Annotated in this window: 17 protein-coding genes and 1 pseudogene; 15 read left to right on the top strand and 3 right to left on the bottom strand. The window is 71.1% G+C overall.

The window, feature by feature from the left end; genetic code table 11:
- The first annotated feature begins 206 nt into the window (after positions 1-206).
- The 10 genes from pcaDC to O3W51_RS44635 all read left to right on the top strand — a co-directional run bounded on the left by pcaDC (position 207) and on the right by O3W51_RS44635 (position 7823).
- On the top strand, positions 207-1478 hold the full coding sequence (gene pcaDC / locus O3W51_RS44680; protein ID WP_269289544.1) for a bifunctional 3-oxoadipate enol-lactonase/4-carboxymuconolactone decarboxylase PcaDC: 1272 nt from the start codon (positions 207-209) through the stop codon (positions 1476-1478).
- Positions 1479-1555: 77 nt separating this feature from the next.
- On the top strand, positions 1556-2203 hold the full coding sequence (locus tag O3W51_RS44675; protein ID WP_138355576.1) for an MBL fold metallo-hydrolase: 648 nt from the start codon (positions 1556-1558) through the stop codon (positions 2201-2203).
- 107 nt (positions 2204-2310) lie between these two features.
- Positions 2311-3090: an exodeoxyribonuclease III gene (locus tag O3W51_RS44670; RefSeq protein ID WP_138355575.1), complete on the top strand. Its 780-nt coding sequence runs from the start codon at positions 2311-2313 to the stop codon at positions 3088-3090.
- 96 nt (positions 3091-3186) lie between these two features.
- Positions 3187-3549, top strand: coding sequence for a cupin domain-containing protein (locus O3W51_RS44665; protein WP_138355574.1), 363 nt, complete (start codon positions 3187-3189; stop codon positions 3547-3549).
- Positions 3550-3625: 76 nt separating this feature from the next.
- The gene (locus O3W51_RS44660) at positions 3626-4063 is read left to right on the top strand and encodes a DUF6278 family protein (protein WP_138355573.1); all 438 of its coding nucleotides are present in this window, start codon (positions 3626-3628) and stop codon (positions 4061-4063) included.
- 151 nt (positions 4064-4214) lie between these two features.
- A complete protein-coding gene (locus O3W51_RS44655) occupies positions 4215-4466 on the top strand; it encodes a TfoX/Sxy family DNA transformation protein (protein WP_138355572.1) in 252 nt (83 codons plus the stop codon).
- A 206-nt stretch (positions 4467-4672) separates the two neighbouring features.
- Entirely contained in the window at positions 4673-5416 is a 744-nt protein-coding gene (locus O3W51_RS44650) for an amino acid ABC transporter ATP-binding protein (protein WP_138355571.1), read from the top strand.
- 15 nt (positions 5417-5431) lie between these two features.
- Complete coding sequence (locus O3W51_RS44645; RefSeq protein WP_138355570.1) at positions 5432-6331, top strand: glutamate ABC transporter substrate-binding protein; 900 nt, start codon at positions 5432-5434, stop codon at positions 6329-6331.
- A gap of 14 nt (positions 6332-6345) precedes the next feature.
- Entirely contained in the window at positions 6346-6990 is a 645-nt protein-coding gene (locus tag O3W51_RS44640; protein ID WP_138355569.1) for an amino acid ABC transporter permease, read from the top strand.
- Entirely contained in the window at positions 6987-7823 is an 837-nt protein-coding gene (locus O3W51_RS44635; RefSeq protein WP_138355568.1) for an amino acid ABC transporter permease, read from the top strand. Before O3W51_RS44640 ends, O3W51_RS44635 begins: the two co-directional genes overlap by 4 nt.
- A gap of 16 nt (positions 7824-7839) precedes the next feature.
- On the opposite strand, the gene O3W51_RS44630 is transcribed toward O3W51_RS44635, so the two are convergent.
- On the bottom strand, positions 7840-9480 hold the full coding sequence (locus tag O3W51_RS44630; protein ID WP_138355567.1) for a CocE/NonD family hydrolase: 1641 nt from the start codon (positions 9478-9480) through the stop codon (positions 7840-7842).
- A gap of 280 nt (positions 9481-9760) precedes the next feature.
- Between O3W51_RS44630 and O3W51_RS44625 the strand changes: the two genes are divergently transcribed.
- Both O3W51_RS44625 and O3W51_RS44620 read left to right on the top strand, forming a co-directional pair.
- Positions 9761-10660 carry an SGNH/GDSL hydrolase family protein gene (locus tag O3W51_RS44625; RefSeq protein ID WP_187145059.1) on the top strand — a complete coding sequence of 300 codons (900 nt, stop codon included), beginning with the start codon at positions 9761-9763 and terminating at the stop codon, positions 10658-10660.
- A gap of 104 nt (positions 10661-10764) precedes the next feature.
- Entirely contained in the window at positions 10765-11529 is a 765-nt protein-coding gene (locus tag O3W51_RS44620; protein WP_138355566.1) for a ZIP family metal transporter, read from the top strand.
- Here the strand turns inward: O3W51_RS44620 and O3W51_RS44615 are convergent.
- Complete coding sequence (locus O3W51_RS44615) at positions 11498-12253, bottom strand: hypothetical protein (RefSeq protein ID WP_164297644.1); 756 nt, start codon at positions 12251-12253, stop codon at positions 11498-11500. The two genes, O3W51_RS44620 and O3W51_RS44615, sit on opposite strands and share 32 nt — an antisense overlap.
- Positions 12254-12351: 98 nt before the next feature.
- On the opposite strand from O3W51_RS44615, the gene ggt reads away from it, so the two are divergent.
- On the top strand, positions 12352-14175 hold the full coding sequence (gene ggt / locus O3W51_RS44610; RefSeq protein ID WP_198358623.1) for a gamma-glutamyltransferase: 1824 nt from the start codon (positions 12352-12354) through the stop codon (positions 14173-14175).
- A gap of 53 nt (positions 14176-14228) precedes the next feature.
- Here ggt and O3W51_RS44605 read toward each other — a convergent pair whose 3' ends face one another.
- Positions 14229-14882 (bottom strand): SecDF P1 head subdomain-containing protein, encoded by a 654-nt coding sequence (locus O3W51_RS44605; RefSeq protein ID WP_269289533.1) that lies wholly within the window; start codon positions 14880-14882, stop codon positions 14229-14231.
- Between the two features lie 119 nt (positions 14883-15001).
- On the opposite strand from O3W51_RS44605, the gene O3W51_RS44600 reads away from it, so the two are divergent.
- Both O3W51_RS44600 and O3W51_RS44595 read left to right on the top strand, forming a co-directional pair.
- On the top strand, positions 15002-15232 hold the full coding sequence (locus tag O3W51_RS44600) for a hypothetical protein (RefSeq protein ID WP_269289531.1): 231 nt from the start codon (positions 15002-15004) through the stop codon (positions 15230-15232).
- A gap of 136 nt (positions 15233-15368) precedes the next feature.
- A pseudogene (locus tag O3W51_RS44595) lies at positions 15369-15869 on the top strand (hypothetical protein); the annotation flags it as partial.

Genomic DNA, 15869 nt, shown 5'->3' with positions numbered 1-15869 from the left:
CAGACCCGCGATCCGAGCAAAGAAGTCCTCGAACCACGCCGCCCAGACCTCAACGTCCCGCTGCGTCTCCACGCCCTGACCAACGACTCACCCGATCAGCAGGCACGAACCGCCCCTGTAGTACAGGCGGCGGAGACCTGGGGAGGTCTAGCGAGCTCCCCCGACCCGCTCCTGTGAGATTTTGTGAGATATGGGAGCGTGAGCGGGTGAGCGAGACGATGGCTAAGACCCTGCAATACCGCGTTGACGGGCCAGAAGACGCACCGACCCTGATATTGGGCCCTGCCCTCGGCACTACATGGCACATGTGGGACCGCCAACTGCCCGAGCTGACCCGCCAGTGGCGGGTCCTGCGCTACGACCTGCCCGGCCACGGGGGTGCGCCCGCCGATCCCGCGACCTCGGTCACCGAGCTGGCGGACCGGCTGCTCGCCACCCTCGACCTGCTCGGCATCGACCGGTTCGGCTACGCGGGCTGCTCCCTCGGCGCGGCCGTCGGCGTCCGGATCGCGCTGGCGCGCCCCGACCGGGTCGCGGCGCTGGCCCTCGTCTCCTCCGCCGCCCGCCACGGCACCGCCGACGCCTGGCGGCAGCGCGGGGTCATCGTCCGGGCCAACGGCCTCGGGCAGTTCTCCTACACCGTCCCCGAGCGGTGGTTCACCGACGGCTACCGGGCCGCCCAGGGCGCCATCGTCGAATGGGCCGTGCAGATGGTGCGCACCACCGACGCGGAGTGCTACATCGCCGCGTGCGAGGCGCTGGCGGCGCACGACGTGCGCGACGAGCTGGGCCGGATCACCGTCCCGACCCTCGTGGTGGCCGGCGCGGACGACCCCGCGACGCCGCCCGCCGACGCCCGCGTCCTGGTCGCGGGGATCCCCGACGCCCGACTCGCCGTGGTGCCCGCCGCCTCCCACCTCACCCCGGTGGAGCAGCCCGCGGCCGTCGGCGAGCTGCTGGTACGGCACTTCGGCGCCGCCTGGACCGAGTCCGCCATCGCCTCCACCACCGCCGTGCTCCAGTCCCCGCCCGCCCCGCCGGCCGCCGAGCAGCCCGCCGCGGTGCCGGCGGGCCGCGTCGACCCGTACGACGAGGGCCTGCGGATCCGCAGGGAAGTCCTGGGCGACGCGCATGTCGACCGGGCCGCCGCGGGGGCCGACGACTTCACCGGGGACTTCGAGGAGTTCATCACCCGCTACGCCTGGGGAGAGGTGTGGGCGCGGCCCGGCCTGGACCGGCGCACCCGCAGCATCATCACGCTGACGGCACTCACCGCCCGCGGGCACCTCGACGAGCTCGCCTCCCACACCCGCGCGGCGCTGCGCAACGGCCTCACCCCCGCCGAGATCAAGGAGACGCTGCTGCACACGGGCGTCTACTGCGGAGTGCCGGCCGCGAACGCCGCCTTCGCGGTCGCGCAGCGCGTGATCCAGGAGGAAACGTCCGTCGGCCGCCCCGCCGGTGATCCTCCGCAATGATGGTTCCCTGACGGCCTGGTGACGACCCGGTGCACGTCGATATCGCTGATCACGTTCCGAGGAGCAGAGGAGCAACGGTGAAGCTGACCAAGAAGGGCCACGCCTGCGTCAGGCTGGAGAAGGACGGGCAGGTGCTCGTCATCGATCCCGGTGCCTTCACGGAGGAGGACGCCGCGGTCGGCGCCGAGGCGATCCTCATCACCCACGAGCACATCGACCACTTCAACGAGGACCGGCTGCGCCTCGCCCTGGACGCCAATCCGGCCGCCCAGGTCTGGACCCTCAAGAGCGTCGCCGACCAGGTGTCGGCGGCCTTCCCCGGCCGGGTGCACACCGTCGGCGAGGGTGACACCTTCAGCGCGGCGGGTTTCGACATCGAGGTGCACGGCCAGCTGCACGCCGTGATCCACCCGGACATCCCGCGGATCGCCAACCAGGGCTACGTGGTCGACGGCTCGGTCTTCCACCCCGGTGACGCCCTGACGGTCCCCGACCGCCCCGTCGACACCCTGCTGCTCCCGCTGCAGGCCCCCTGGAGCAAGTTCTCGGAGATCGTCGACTACCTCCGCGAGGTCAAGCCGCAGCGCGCCTTCGACGTCCACGACGGGCTGCTCACCGACATCGCGTTCATGATCTACGGCCGGATGCTCGGTCCTGACGGCCCCGGCATCGGCGGCGGCGAACACCGCCGGCTGGCCCCGGGCGAATCCGTCGAACTGGCCTGACGGCACGACCTGCGCGCACCGCCCCGGGACAGCCCGGGGCGGGTCGGCAGAAAGGTCCGGGGGCGGGTCCGGGGCGGTTGTCGGTGCCGGGCGGTAGATTCGGGTCCATGCGCATCGCCACCTGGAACGTCAACTCGATCACCGCCCGTCTGCCGCGCCTGCTCGCCTGGCTGGAGAGCACCGGCACGGATGTGCTGTGCCTTCAGGAGACCAAGTGCTCGTTGGAGCAGTTCCCCTTCGACGAGCTGCGCGAGCTCGGCTACGAGGCGGCCGTCAACGCCACGGGCCGGTGGAACGGCGTGGCGCTGCTGTCGAAGGTGGGCCTGGAGGACGTCGTGACCGGGCTGCCCGGCGGCCCCGAGTACGAGGGTGTGCTGGAGCCCCGCGCGGTCTCCGCCACCTGCGGCGGGGCCCGTGTCTGGTCGGTGTACGTGCCCAACGGCCGCGAGGTCGGGCACGAGCACTTCGCCTACAAGCTGCAGTGGTTCGGGGCGCTGCGCGCCGCGGTCGCCGAGGACGCCGCGGGTCCGCGGCCCTTCGCCGTGCTGGGCGACTACAACGTCGCGCCCACCGACGAGGACGTGTGGGACCTGTCCCAGTTCGAGGGCGCCACCCACGTCACCCCCGAGGAGCGCGCCGCCCTTGCCGCCCTGCGCGACGCGGGTCTGACGGACGTGGTGCCGCGGCCGCTCAAGTACGACCGCCCGTACACCTACTGGGACTACCGCCAGCTGGGCTTCCCGAAGAACCGGGGCATGCGGATCGACCTGGTCTACGGCAACGAGCCCTTCGCCAAGGCGGTCACCGACTCGTACGTCGACCGTGAGGAGCGCAAGGGCAAGGGCGCCTCCGATCACGCCCCGGTCGTCGTTGATCTGGACGTCTGACCGCACCGGACCACTTACGAGGCGTACGGCCGGGCCCGGGACCGCATACAACCTGTCGATCCCGCGCCCGCCCGCCGCCCCGTACGCTCGGCGCTCATGAGCACCGTTGACCTGCCCTCCGCCAGCTTCGCCGTCCACGTACCCGACGCCGAACTGGAGCCCGAGCCGCTCGATCCGGCCCAGATCGTGTCGGGCACGCCCGAGGTCACCGGCAAGGTGCTCTGGGAGTCGGCCGACGGGACCCGGCTGCGGGGGATTTGGCAGATCACCCCGGGCGTGGTGACCGACACCGAGGCCGACGAGATGTTCGTCGTGGTCAGCGGCCGGGCCACCGTCGAGGTGGCGGGCGGCGACACGCTCGAACTCGGCCCCGGCGTTGTCTGCGTCCTGCGCGAGGGGGACCGGACGACCTGGACGGTGCACGAGACGCTGCGCAAGGCCTACGCGATCGGCTGCTGACCCACCGCCCCCGAACACCAGCGGGGCAGGTCGCGCCTGTAGAAGTCCGACCGCCCCGGGTGCGACGCTGAGCCGTATGGACATCCCCTTCCTGGACAAGTGGCGCAAGCGGAACGCGACGGCGCAAGGGGTCGCGGTCCGGGTCGGCGACCCGGACGCCGCGGGCGTGGCCGAGTTGCTGGCGGAGTGCGATCTGCTGCGCGCCCAGGCGGAGGACGCGGGGGTCGAACTCGACGACTCGCCCGGCTCGTTGACGGCTCTCGACCAGTTGGTCCCGCAGTGGCGCGACGATCCAGAGGTGCTGCCGTGGCTCGGCAACGACGCCGGTCTGTACCTCGGCACCGTCATCGTCCGCACCGTGCCCGGCGCGGTCTGGCAGGTGTGGCCGAACGGCCTGCCGGTGGTCAGGCTGGAGTCGGGCCGCGAGATCGACGTGGTCGCGATCGGCCACGCCTGGGCCGAGAGCGGCACGCCCGAGCTGTCCCAGACACTCGCCGAGGAGTCCGAGAACTGACGGCCCGCCGTCACCCGAACTGATGGACCGCGCCACCGGAATGCGACGGCAGGCAGGCGTGTCCGGCGCGCAATGACGCCTCCGCGCCCGGCCGTACGGTGCATGATGTCGGAAACGCACCAGTTGATCAGCTCGGTACCGGAGGCGCGACGTGGACTCCCTGCAGCAGATGCCGAATATCGGAGCGGTCCTTGCCGACCGCTTGCGCCGCGGCGGCGTCGAGGACGCCGGCGAACTGCGCCGGCTCGGCGCCGGCCGTGCCTTCGAGAAGATCCGCGAGGACCTTCCCGAGGACGCCTGCACGCACACCCTGCTCGCACTCGAAGGCGCGATCCGCGGCACCCGCTGGACCGCCATCCCGCAGACCGAACGCGACACCCTCGTCAACCGGGTCCTGGGCTGACCCGGAGCCGCACCCGACCGGCCCGATCCCGCGCCGACCGCACCCCTGCCGACCGGACCCGCGCCGTTCAGCGGCGCGGGCCGTCGGCGATCCCGCGCACCGCACATCAGGTTATTGGCGGCAGTCTGCGTGTCGGCGCGATATGCGGATTTGAAGGGATAGGTTGCCCATTCGTTGACTGTCCGACGGGGTGAGAGTGAGCTGGGCTGCGCATGGATCCACTGATCGTCCTGAGTGGTGTCAACAAGCACTTCGGACAGTTGCATGTGCTGCGGGACATCGACCTGACCGTCGGCCGCGGCGAGGTCGTGGTCGTCATCGGTCCTTCGGGGTCGGGCAAGTCCACGCTGTGCCGGGCGATCAACCGACTGGAGCCGGTCGAGTCGGGCACCATCACCATCGACGGCCGGCCGCTGCCCTCCGAGGGCAAGGAACTGGCCAAGCTGCGCGCCGACGTCGGCATGGTGTTCCAGTCCTTCAACCTCTTCGCGCACAAGACGGTGCTGCAGAACGTCGCGCTGGCGCCGGTCAAGGTACGCGGCCGCAGCCGCGCCGACGCGGACAAACGGGCCAGGGAACTGCTCGACCGGGTGGGCCTGCTGGCGCATGCCGACAAGTACCCCGCGCAGATGTCCGGCGGGCAGCAGCAGCGGGTGGCGATCGCCCGCGCGCTGGCCATGGACCCCAAGGCACTGCTCTTCGACGAGCCGACCTCCGCGCTCGACCCGGAGATGATCAACGAGGTGCTGGAGGTCATGCAGCAGCTCGCCCGGGACGGGATGACGATGGTCGTCGTCACCCATGAGATGGGCTTCGCCCGCTCCGCCGCCAACCGGGTCGTGTTCATGGCCGACGGCCTGATCGTCGAGGACCGGGTCCCGGAGGAGTTCTTCACCGCGCCGCGCAGTGAGCGCGCCAAGGACTTCCTGTCCAAGATCCTCCACCACTGACGACCCGGGACCGCCATGCGACGCAAGAACAGGCACATCGCGCTGCTCGCCGTGGCCGCGGCCCTGCTGGTGGGCTGCGGCAAGGAGGGAAGTCCGCCCACGAAGGGCCCGAGCTCCGACGATCTGCCCACCTACAAGGTGGACCGGAACTTCTCCCTCCCCGACTCGAAGACGTGGAGCTCCGCCCACCGGCGCGGCAAGATCGTCGTCGGGGTCAAGGACGACCAGCCGTACCTCGGCCAGCGCGACCCGGCCAACGGCACGTACGCGGGCTTCGACGTCGAGATCGCCCGGATGCTCGCCGCGTCGCTCGGCTTCGGCCTCGACCAGATCCAGTACAAGTCGGTGGCCTCCGCCAACCGCGAGACCGCGCTCAGCAACGGCCAGATCGACTACTACGTCGGCACGTACACGATCAACGACAAGCGCAAGCAGCAGGTCGGCTTCGCCGGTCCGTACTACGTCGCGGGCCAGGGCCTGCTGGTGCGCAAGGACGAGAACGACATCAAGGGCCCGCAGGACCTGAAGGGCAAGAAGGTCTGCTCGGCCGCCGGTTCCACCCCGATCCAGCGCATCGAGTCGGACTACCCCGACGCCATCCCCGTCACCTACGACACCTACTCCGTCTGCGTGGACAACCTGCTGACCTTCCAGGTCGACGCCGTCACCACCGACGACTCGATCCTGCTGGGCTACGCGGCCAAGGCACCCGACGAGATGAAGCTCGTCGGCAAGGCGTTCTCCAAGGAGCCCTACGGGGTCGGCGTGGCCAGGAGCGACAACGCTCTGCGGCTCGCGCTCGACGACGCGATCGTGGCCCACGAGAAGAACGGCGACTGGAAGAAGGCGTACGACGCGACCCTCGGCCTGTCCGGGGTCCCGGCGCCCACCCCGCCCGCCGTCGACCGGTACTGAGAGGGCCGCCGCACATGAACGTACTGCTCGACAACTTCTCCCTCTACGGCAAGGGTTTCCTCGGCACCCTCGAACTGACCCTGTACGCGGGTGTGCTGGCACTGGTCGGCGGCGTGATCATCGCCGGCTTCCGGGTCTCGCCGGTCAAGGCGCTGCGCGTCTTCGGCACCACCTGGGTCACCGTGCTGCGCAACACCCCGCTGACCCTGCTGTTCTTCGCGGTGCTGCTGGGACTGCCGCGGTTCGGGCTGCGGCTGCCGTTCACCACCTTCGCGGTCCTCGCGCTGGCCTGCTACACCTCGGCGTTCATCTGCGAGGCGGTCAGGTCGGGCATCAACACCGTGCCGCTGGGCCAGGGCGAGGCCGCCCGCAGCCTCGGCATGACGTTCATCCAGACCCTGAACCTGGTGGTGCTCCCGCAGGCGGGCCGCGCGGTCATCTCGCCGATCGGCTCGACGCTCATCGCGCTCGCCAAGAACTCCGCGATCGCCGGCTCCTTCTCGGTCACCGAACTGCTCGGCACCTACAAGCCCCTCAACGAGCTGGGCTACAGCATCATCTGGTCCTTCATCTGGATCGCGGTCGGCTACCTGATCATCACGCTGTCGATCAGCCTGCTCTTCAACGTGCTGGAGAAGAAGATGGGGGTCGTGCGATGAGCAGTGCGCTGTACGACATTCCGGGCCCGAAGGCGCTGGCGCGCCACCGGCTCTACGCGTGGATCACCACCGCCCTGCTGGCGGCGCTGGTCGGCTGGATCATCTACATGCTGATCCACACCGGCCAGTTCGAGTCGACCAAGTGGGTGCCGTTCGAGTACCAGGGCATCCAGCGGCTGCTGCTGACCGGGCTCGCCAACACCCTCAAGGCGTTCATCTGGGCGGCGGTGCTCTCGCTCGCCTTCGGCGCGCTGTTCGCCGCCGGCCGGCTCTCCGAGCACCGGGTGATCCGCTGGGTGAGCACCCTGGTGGTGGAGTTCTTCCGGGCGATGCCGCTGCTGGTGATGATCTTCTTCATCTTCATCGCGCTCAAGGTCGAGCCGATGATGGCGCTGATCACCGGTCTGACGCTCTACAACGGCTCGGTGCTCGCGGAGGTCTTCCGTACCGGTGTGAACTCCGTGTCGCGCGGCCAGGGCGAGGCCGCCTACGCGCTCGGGATGCGCAAGACACAGGTGATGACGTACATCCTGGTGCCGCAGGCGGCCCGCGCGATGCTGCCCGCGATCATCAGCCAGCTGGTGGTGGCGCTGAAGGACACCTCGCTCGGCTACCTCATCACCTATGAGGAGTTCCTCTACAACGGCAAGCTCATCGCCACCAATCTCGACTACGACCTGCCGTTCATCCCGGTCGTGATGGTGATCGCGCCGATCTACATCGGGATGTGCATGCTGCTGTCGTGGTTCGCGAACTGGCTGGCGCGCCGCGAACGGCACAACCCCAAGACGAAGGGCACGCCGGTCGCGACGACGCCACCGCAGCAGATCTGACGGATCTGCCGGCGCGTTACTGGTCGTGCAGCGGGACCGACAGCCAGGACGGGTCGGACGCCGGCGACGAGACGGTGACCGTGGAGAAGAGCGGGTTCTGCTCGATGTAGAGCGGGTCGACGGTGTCGACGACCAGCGCCAGCCGGTGGCCGGCCGGCACGTCGTAGGCGGTGGAGAGCAGGTCGATGTCGGTGGTGAAGGCCTTTCCGGGGGTGCGTCCGACCCAGGTGTAGGGCGCGTGCGTGACCAGCTTGCCGATGCCCAGGGAGTCGACGTCGTAGAGGTACGCGATGACGGTTCCGCCGGCGGCCGACGGGGTCAGCGTGGTGTGCAGCGTCGAGGTGCCGCGGACGTGCTGGGCGGTGCCGTACGCGGCGGACTGCCAGACGGTGGCGAAGGCGCGCGGCAGCAGCGGGATCGACGCGACGGGCGGGGCCTGGGCGAACTGGTCGAGCAGGCTGGACAGGAAGATGATCCCGCCGTCGGCGCCCGAGTCGACATTGGTGCCGATGGTGGTGCGCCAGCCGGAACCGGCGTCGCCGCCGAGCTCTCCGGTGCGCAGCCCCTTGGCGCCGAGCTTGAGGGTGGTGGTCCGTGACGGGACCGCGGACCAGCTGTCGTAGCTCTCGTAGGCGCCGGTGGAACGGGACTTGAGCTGGACCGGCTGCTCGTGGTCGATGCCGTTGTCCACGCCCTTGAGGTAGTGGTCGAGCCACCGCCTGGAGCTGGCCCAGGTGTCGTTGGGCAGGCCGAGCAGGCCGGTCGCCTCGGCGGTGGCGTGGTCGCCGGGCCGGAACTCGAGGCGCTTGGGGCCGGTCAGCTTCTCGTAGAACTTCGCGTACTGGTTCGGCGGGAAGAGGCTGTCGCCCCAGGCGTTGGCGAGCATGACCGCCGTGCCGTTGGCGTTCAGCTGATCCAGGTAGGTCACGGGGGAGCGGAGCTTGCCCCAGGCGATCATCTCGTCCTCGGCGGCGAGGTTCGCGGTGAGGAAGTTGCCCAGGATCTTCTGGAGTTCGGGGCTCGGGCGGCCGGTGAGGTAGCCCGCGCCGCCGAGCAGGGCGGCGGCCTGCAGATGCGGGGTACGGCCCTGGTAGATCGAGTCGATGAGGTCGGCCCAGCCGCTGAGCGCGACGACGGCCTTGATGCGCGGGTCGTGCGCGGCGCCGAGCAGGCCGATGCCGGCGCCGTACGAGACGCCCGCCATCCCGATGTGGTCGGGGTCGGCCGGGGTGTTGGCGAGCGTCCAGTCGATGACCTTGGACACGTCGGCGACATCGGGCGGTCCCGCGGTCTCGATCTGCCCGCCGGAGAGCCAGAAGCCGCGCGAGGTGTAGCTGACGACGACGTACCCGGAGTCCGCGAGCTGCTTGGCCTGGGCGACGTACTCGAGGTCGTTGATGGCCCAGCTGCTCGGGAGCACGACGACGGGGTAGCGCTGCGAGCCGTCGTATCCGCCGGGGGTGAAGACGTTGCCCTTGAGCGTGATGCCGCCGGAGCCCGGGATGTCGACGAACCGGAAGGTCGACGCGGCCGCGGCCTGCGCGCTGGCGGCGGTGACCACGGTGGGTGCCGGCGCGGCTTGTGCCAGCGGGGCCAGACCGAATGCCGTGGAGGCGAGCAGCGCCGCGCCGACGACACCTGCTGTGGTTGCTCTCATGACTGCTCCTGTCTGGCCGGATGCAAAGTGACTGGAGAGTAACCTCGCGGCCTTACCGGCGGTAATAGGCGTGCATGTTACGCACGGGTAACGATCTGAGGGCGGTGGGGCGCCCGTGAGACGCCGGAGGCGCACCCGGGGCAGGTGGCGGCAGGTGACGGCCCGTCGGGGCGGGTCGATCGAACACGAGTGCGTCGGACGATCTTTCGTCAAGGTCATTGACACCCGGCGCGGTACGCGCGGAATCTGATGCTCGTCACCGTCGACACTGGGGGTACCGATGGCCCGCACCACCGTCCTGGCAGCAGCCGCACTCGGCGGGGCCCTGGCCCTCACCGCGGGCATCGCCGCCCCGGCCTCGGCCCATTCGGGCCGGCCGGGTCACTCCGGTCACGGACACGGCGTCAGCTACGCGGCGCTCGGCGACTCGTACACCTCAGGGCCCGGCATCCCCGACCAGGTGGACGCCAACTGCGCGCGGTCCAGCCACAACTACCCGTCGCTGGTCGCCGAGGACCAGCGGTTCGCGGCCGTCAAGGACGTCAGCTGCGGCGGCGCCACCACCGCCGAGATGTGGAAGCCGCAAGGTACCAACGGACCGCAGCTCGACGCGCTGAACCGCGGCACCGACCTCGTCACGCTGCAGATCGGCGGCAACGACGTCGGCTTCGGCTCGATCATCGGCACCTGCGCCGTGCTCAGCGCCACCGACCCGACCGGCAACCCCTGTCAGAAGCACTACACCGCGACCGGCACCGACCAGCTCGCCCTCAACATCCAGCAGACGGCGCCGAAGGTCGCGGCCGTGCTGCGCGCCATCCACGCCCGCTCCCCGCACGCCCGGGTGGTCGTCGTCGGCTACCCGGACCTGCTGCCGGACAACGGCGTCGGGTGCCGTCCCGCCGTCCCCTTCGCGGACAAGGACTTCGGGTACCTCAAGGACACCGAGAAGCGGCTCAACACGATGCTGCGCCGGCAGGCCGGGGCCGCGCACGCCGAGTACGTCGACACCTACCGGCCGACCGTCGGCCACGACATGTGCACGGCGCCCGCCAACCGCTGGATCGAGCCGCTGGTGCCGGCCTCCCCGGCCGCGCCCGCGCACCCCAACGCCAAGGGCGAGAAGGCCATGGCCGTCGCCGTACTCGACCGGATCGACCCGCGCTGCCGCCACCACTGACCGGGCACCGACCGGCACTGACCAGCCCTGACTCGCGCCGCCGGTCCGCTTCGCCGATCATGGGCGGAAGCGGGCGGGCCGGCGGCGGAGGCGGGTGAACGCGGATGGCGGTGCTGATAGCCCTCGGCGCGTTCGTGATGACCCTGATCGGCGGACTGGTCGCCCAGCACATCGGTGACCGCCGCCATCTGGTGCTGGGACTCGCCGCCGGGCTGATGCTCGGGGTGGTGGGCTTCGACCTGCTGCCCGAAGCGCTGGACCTGCAGGCCGACGACGTCTTCGGCGTCCCCGCCGCGCTGCTGATGTTCGTCGGGGGCTTCCTCACCCTGCACATCGTCGAGCGGTCGGTGGCGATCCACCGCGCACACGAGGGCGAGTACGCCGCGCACACCCACGCCCACGGCCCGGTGCCCACCGACCCCGGTGAACCCGTCAAAGGCATCGGGCTCACCGCCGCCTCGGCGCTCGTCGGCCACAGCGTCATGGACGGCTTCGCGATCGGCGCCGCGTTCCAGGCCGGCAGCACGGTCGGCCTGGTGGTCGCCATCGCCGTGGTCGCGCACGACTTCGCCGACGGCTTCAACACGTACACGATCACCCGGATGTACGGGAACGGCCAGGGCCGCGCGCTCGTGCTGCTCGGCTGCGACGCCATCGCCCCGGTGATCGGCGCCGCGATCACCCTCGCCTTCACCATCCCGCCGGGCGCGCTCGGCCTCTACCTCGGGTTCTTCGCCGGGTTCCTGCTCTACCTGGCGACCTCCGACATCCTCCCCGAGGCACACAGCCCGCACCCGTCCCGCTCGACGCTGCTGTGCACGGTCGCGGGATGTGCCGTCATGTGGCTGGTGATCGGTCTGGCCGACTGACCGGGACGGTCTGCGCCGCCCGCGTCACATCGGCGACGAGCTCGACGACGTCGGGACCGTAGGCCTGCGAGTTGACGACCTTGAGCAGCAGGCAGAACGTGCCGTCGATGCCGTGCTTGCGCGACAGCCGCACATGGTGCCGGGCCAGATACCGCACGGCCGCCTGGTTGGCGACACCGCGCTGACCGGAGGAGAGGAAGACCGGGCGGTCGTTGCCGGCGTCCCGCACGGCGGCCAGCCGGGCCAGCAGGACGTACTCGACGGCGCCCTTGTCCATCCGGTAGGTCTCGCCGTCGATGGTGAACGCCCCCTGGTCGGGCCCGGGGGAGGCATCGGTATTGATCTCTATGCCCGGCAGCATCGACCGCAGGTGCGCCCCCAGCCGGTGATTGGCGACGGGGCCGCCCACGCAGAACTCGGTACGTGCCCCGAAGCCCTGCCAGGCCGTGTCGTGCGGCAGGATCTCGGCGTGCGCCCCGCAGTCCTTGATCAGCGCGGCCAGTTCCAGCAGCGCGAACGCGTCATGGCGGGCGACGCTCCACACCCGGGCCCCGGGGTCGCGCGGCACCACCAGAAGGCATTCGGAGCCGCTGGGCAGCCCGAAGAAACGCTGCTTGCGGTGCAGTTTCCGGCGCCACACATAAGTGCGGACAAACCAGCCCAGCGCTGCACTGATGGCGCTGGCCGCCAGGCCCAGCACGAGGTTGCGGACGTCATCGCTCATGGCCGGGCATCGTAGCGGTGTTCGAGCGAACGCGCTCCTGACGGGATCGCCGTACCCAAGTTAGGCTGCGCGGACCCGTGTTGACTGGAGGAAACCGTATGCGTCTCCCCGCCGTCCGGAGTTTGTCGCTGCTGGCCGTCACGGCCGCTGTTGTCACGGTGGGAGCCGCGGCCCCACCGGCGCAGTCGGCCCCGCAGGATGCGCGGGCCCGGCCGGCCAAGGTGCCGGTCGCGGTCGGCTACGGGGGCGCGGTCGCCAGTGTGGACGCGGACGCCTCCGCGGCCGGTATCGAGGTGCTCCGCCAGGGCGGCAACGCCGTGGACGCGGCGGTGGCCACCGCGGCCGCGCTCGGCGTCACCGAGCCGTACTCGGCGGGCGTCGGCGGCGGCGGGTACTTCGTCTACTACAACGCGCGGCTGCACAAGGTGTTCACCATCGACGGCCGGGAGACCGCACCGCGCAGCGCCACCGAGACGCTCTTCCAGGAGAACGGCAAACCGCTCCCGTTCGCCGACGCGGTCACCAGCGGCCTGAGCGTCGGCACCCCCGGCACCCCCGCCACCTGGGCCACCGCCCTCGACAGCTGGGGCAGCCGCCCGCTGGGGCAGGTGCTCAAGCCCGCCGAGCGGATCGCACGAGACGGCTTCACCGTCGACGAGACCTTCCGCTCGCAGACCGCGGCGAACCAGGACCGCTTCAAGGACTTCCCGGCCACCGCGAAGATCTTCCTGCCGGGCGGCGCCCCGCCCGTGGTCGGCTCCACGCTCACCAACCCGGACCTCGCCCGCACCTACCAGGAGCTGGGCAGGAAGGGCGTCGGAGCGATCTACCAGGGGGACATCGGCGCCGACATCGTCAGCACGGTCCGCAAGCCCCCGGTCGACCCCAACGCCACCCGCGTGGTGCGTCCCGGCGATCTGACCACCGCGGACCTGCGCGGCTACGCGGCCAAGCGGCAGGCCCCGACCCAGGTCTCCTACCGGGGCTACGACGTCTACTCGATCGCACCGTCCTCGTCGGGCGGCACGACGGTCGGTGAGGCGCTCAACATCATGGAGCGGGCGAACCTCTCGTCGAAGAAGGCCACCGACGCCCAGTACCTGCACCGCTACATCGAGGCGAGCCGGATCGCCTTCGCCGACCGCGGGCGCTGGCTCGGCGACCCGGCCTTCGAGGACGTCCCGACCGGCGGACTGCTCTCGCAGCGCTACGCGGACTCGCGCGGCTGCCTCATCAAGGACACCGCGGTGCTCACCAGCCCGCTCGCACCGGGCGACCCGCGCCACCCCGCCGCCTGCGGCGGTACCGGCACGGCCGCGCCGACGACGTACGAGGGCGAGAACACCACGCACCTGACCGTCGCCGACAAGTGGGGCAACGTCGTCTCGTACACCCTCACCATCGAGCAGACCGGCGGCAGCGGCATCGTCGTTCCCGGCCGCGGCTTCCTGCTCAACAACGAGCTGACGGACTTCTCGTTCGCGCCCGCCAACCCGGCGGTCCACGACCCGAACCTGCCCGGCCCGGGCAAGCGCCCCCGGTCCTCGATCTCCCCGACGATCGTGCTGAAGGACGGCCGTCCCGCGTTCGCGCTCGGCTCGCCCGGCGGCTCCACCATCATCACCACCGTGCTGCAGGTCCTCACCGAGCACGTCGACCGCGGTCTGCCGCTCGTCGACGCGATCGCCGCACCGCGCGCCAGCCAGCGCAACGCGGCGGCCACCGAACTCGAACCGGCCCTGTTCACCAGCGCGACCAGGACACAGCTCGAAGCGCTGGGCCATGTCTTCACGCTCAACCCGGAGATCGGCGCGGCCACCGGCATCCAGCGACTGCCCGACGGCCGCTGGCTCGCCGCGGCCGAGACGACCCGGCGCGGCGGCGGCTCGGCGATGGTGGTCAGCCCGAGCCACACGGGCTGACACCCGGCTCTCGGGTCCCTCCTGTCTCGGGTCCCTCCTGGGAGCTTCGGCTCCTAGGAGGGGATGTGGGTGACGTCGGAGACGGTCAGCTCCACGGGCAGGGCGCCGGAGCTGATCTGGGCGGCCAGATCCTGGGCGGAGGTACGGGTGAAGTTGCCGCTGATCTGCACCGCTCCGCCGGTGATCGACTGGGAGACGGACGGTGCGGAGATCACCTGGCGGTCGAGCACGATGCCGATCTGATTGGCGGGCGCGCTCTGCTGGGACAGCCGGCCGGTGAGCTCCGCGAACTTTCGACCGCCCGCCGAGGTGAGCACCAGGTTGATCGTCCAGCCGTTGCCGGTCTGCGCGTCGAGCGACGCCTTGGCGCTGGTCACGTCCCGGCCGCTGAGAGCGACGGGACCGAGGACGTACTTCGTGGGGCCCGTTCTGTCACAGGCGACCGTCGGGCTCGTGGGGGACAGCGCCGGTGCGCCGGCCGGCACCGGCGCCATGCAGTCGAAGGCGGTGAACTGCCGCTGCAGTTCGGGTGGCACGGAGGAGTCGCCGCCCAGCACCGGCCGGAATCCCAGCTCGGCCGTGACGGCCAGCTGCCGCAGCCGCTCACCGCTGTCGCCGGGCGCCTCGGCGGTGATCGTGGCGCCGTGCACCTCGATCCGCGCGCCCTCCAGCCCGAACGCGTCGGCCCTGGTCCGCAGCAGATCCACGGTGCGCCGCAACGTCTCGGCGCCCGGCGCCGAACGCGGGGTGTAGGTGACGGTGGTCCGGCCCGAGGCGGGGGTGCCGGACGCGGTCGTGCGGGCCGGACAGCAGCGGGGACCGGTCCTTGCCGTCCGACGAGCTCGAGGAGCCGGAACACCCGGTCAGTGCGGCGCTCAGGACGAGCACGGCGGCGACGGCGGTCAGGGCGTTCGCGGTCGCGGTCGCGTTCGCGCTCGCCGAGGATGTCGCGCGGGGGATCGTTCGGAGGAGACGCATAGCGGCCAGTCTCGCGGACCGGCGGCCGGCCGCGCAGATGAATCGCCGCGGCTCCGTCGTCCCGGTGGGGCACTGGTGACCGGTGCGCCGGGTAAGGCAGTTGAGGCAGCCGCGGTGCGGACGAAAACTCCCCGTAGCCGCCCCGTAACACGAATGGTGTCGAATGCGGGAACGGGACTGCATGCCTCCGGGGCGGGGGCGGAGAGGCAGCAGCGATGACACAGCGCGGCGCCGGACCTCAACTGGCCGACTCTGCACGAGAGTTCACCGAATTCTTCCGGGAGCTGGTCGCCGGACTGGGGGACGCGCCGGGCTGGTACGGCGCCTTGTCGCGACGTGACCCGGGCGGGGTGAACGCGTACGAGGCGGGCGTGGAGCTGGCGCCCTGGGACGTGGTGCACGCAGTTCTTCACGACCTGGCCGCGCTGCGGGGCACACCGGTCGACCCGGCCGATGTCGGCCGCGCCCAGCGGCTGTACCGCGCCGCCGCGGCCGGCCGGGACGCGGCCCCCGGCAGTGGCACGGCGCTGCGCTCCCGGCTGGACGCGATGCTCCGCGAACGCCACGACGCCGTGCTCCGTGAACGCGAGGCCGCGCACGCGGCCCACGAGTACACCGCGACGGGCGGCGACCCCCACTCCGTGACGGCGGGGCGGCTGGCCAACGCCCTCGCCTGGGCCCGCGACGACCGGGAACGCGCGGGCGCGCGCTGCGCG

Source organism: Streptomyces sp. H39-C1, assembly GCF_027158125.1.
Lineage (GTDB): Bacteria > Actinomycetota > Actinomycetes > Streptomycetales > Streptomycetaceae > Actinacidiphila > Actinacidiphila fildesensis.
This window is presented reverse-complemented; position numbering and strand designations above follow the sequence as displayed.

Coding starts and splice junctions, on each gene's coding strand:
- O3W51_RS44670 (WP_138355575.1), top strand. CDS start 2,311: ATGCGCATCGCCACCTGGAACGTCAACTCGATCACCGCCCGTCTGCCG.
- O3W51_RS44665 (WP_138355574.1), top strand. CDS start 3,187: ATGAGCACCGTTGACCTGCCCTCCGCCAGCTTCGCCGTCCACGTACCC.
- O3W51_RS44660 (WP_138355573.1), top strand. CDS start 3,626: ATGGACATCCCCTTCCTGGACAAGTGGCGCAAGCGGAACGCGACGGCG.
- O3W51_RS44645 (WP_138355570.1), top strand. CDS start 5,432: ATGCGACGCAAGAACAGGCACATCGCGCTGCTCGCCGTGGCCGCGGCC.
- O3W51_RS44640 (WP_138355569.1), top strand. CDS start 6,346: ATGAACGTACTGCTCGACAACTTCTCCCTCTACGGCAAGGGTTTCCTC.
- O3W51_RS44635 (WP_138355568.1), top strand. CDS start 6,987: ATGAGCAGTGCGCTGTACGACATTCCGGGCCCGAAGGCGCTGGCGCGC.
- O3W51_RS44630 (WP_138355567.1), bottom strand. CDS start 9,480: ATGAGAGCAACCACAGCAGGTGTCGTCGGCGCGGCGCTGCTCGCCTCC.
- O3W51_RS44625 (WP_187145059.1), top strand. CDS start 9,761: ATGGCCCGCACCACCGTCCTGGCAGCAGCCGCACTCGGCGGGGCCCTG.
- O3W51_RS44620 (WP_138355566.1), top strand. CDS start 10,765: ATGGCGGTGCTGATAGCCCTCGGCGCGTTCGTGATGACCCTGATCGGC.
- O3W51_RS44615 (WP_164297644.1), bottom strand. CDS start 12,253: ATGAGCGATGACGTCCGCAACCTCGTGCTGGGCCTGGCGGCCAGCGCC.
- ggt (WP_198358623.1), top strand. CDS start 12,352: ATGCGTCTCCCCGCCGTCCGGAGTTTGTCGCTGCTGGCCGTCACGGCC.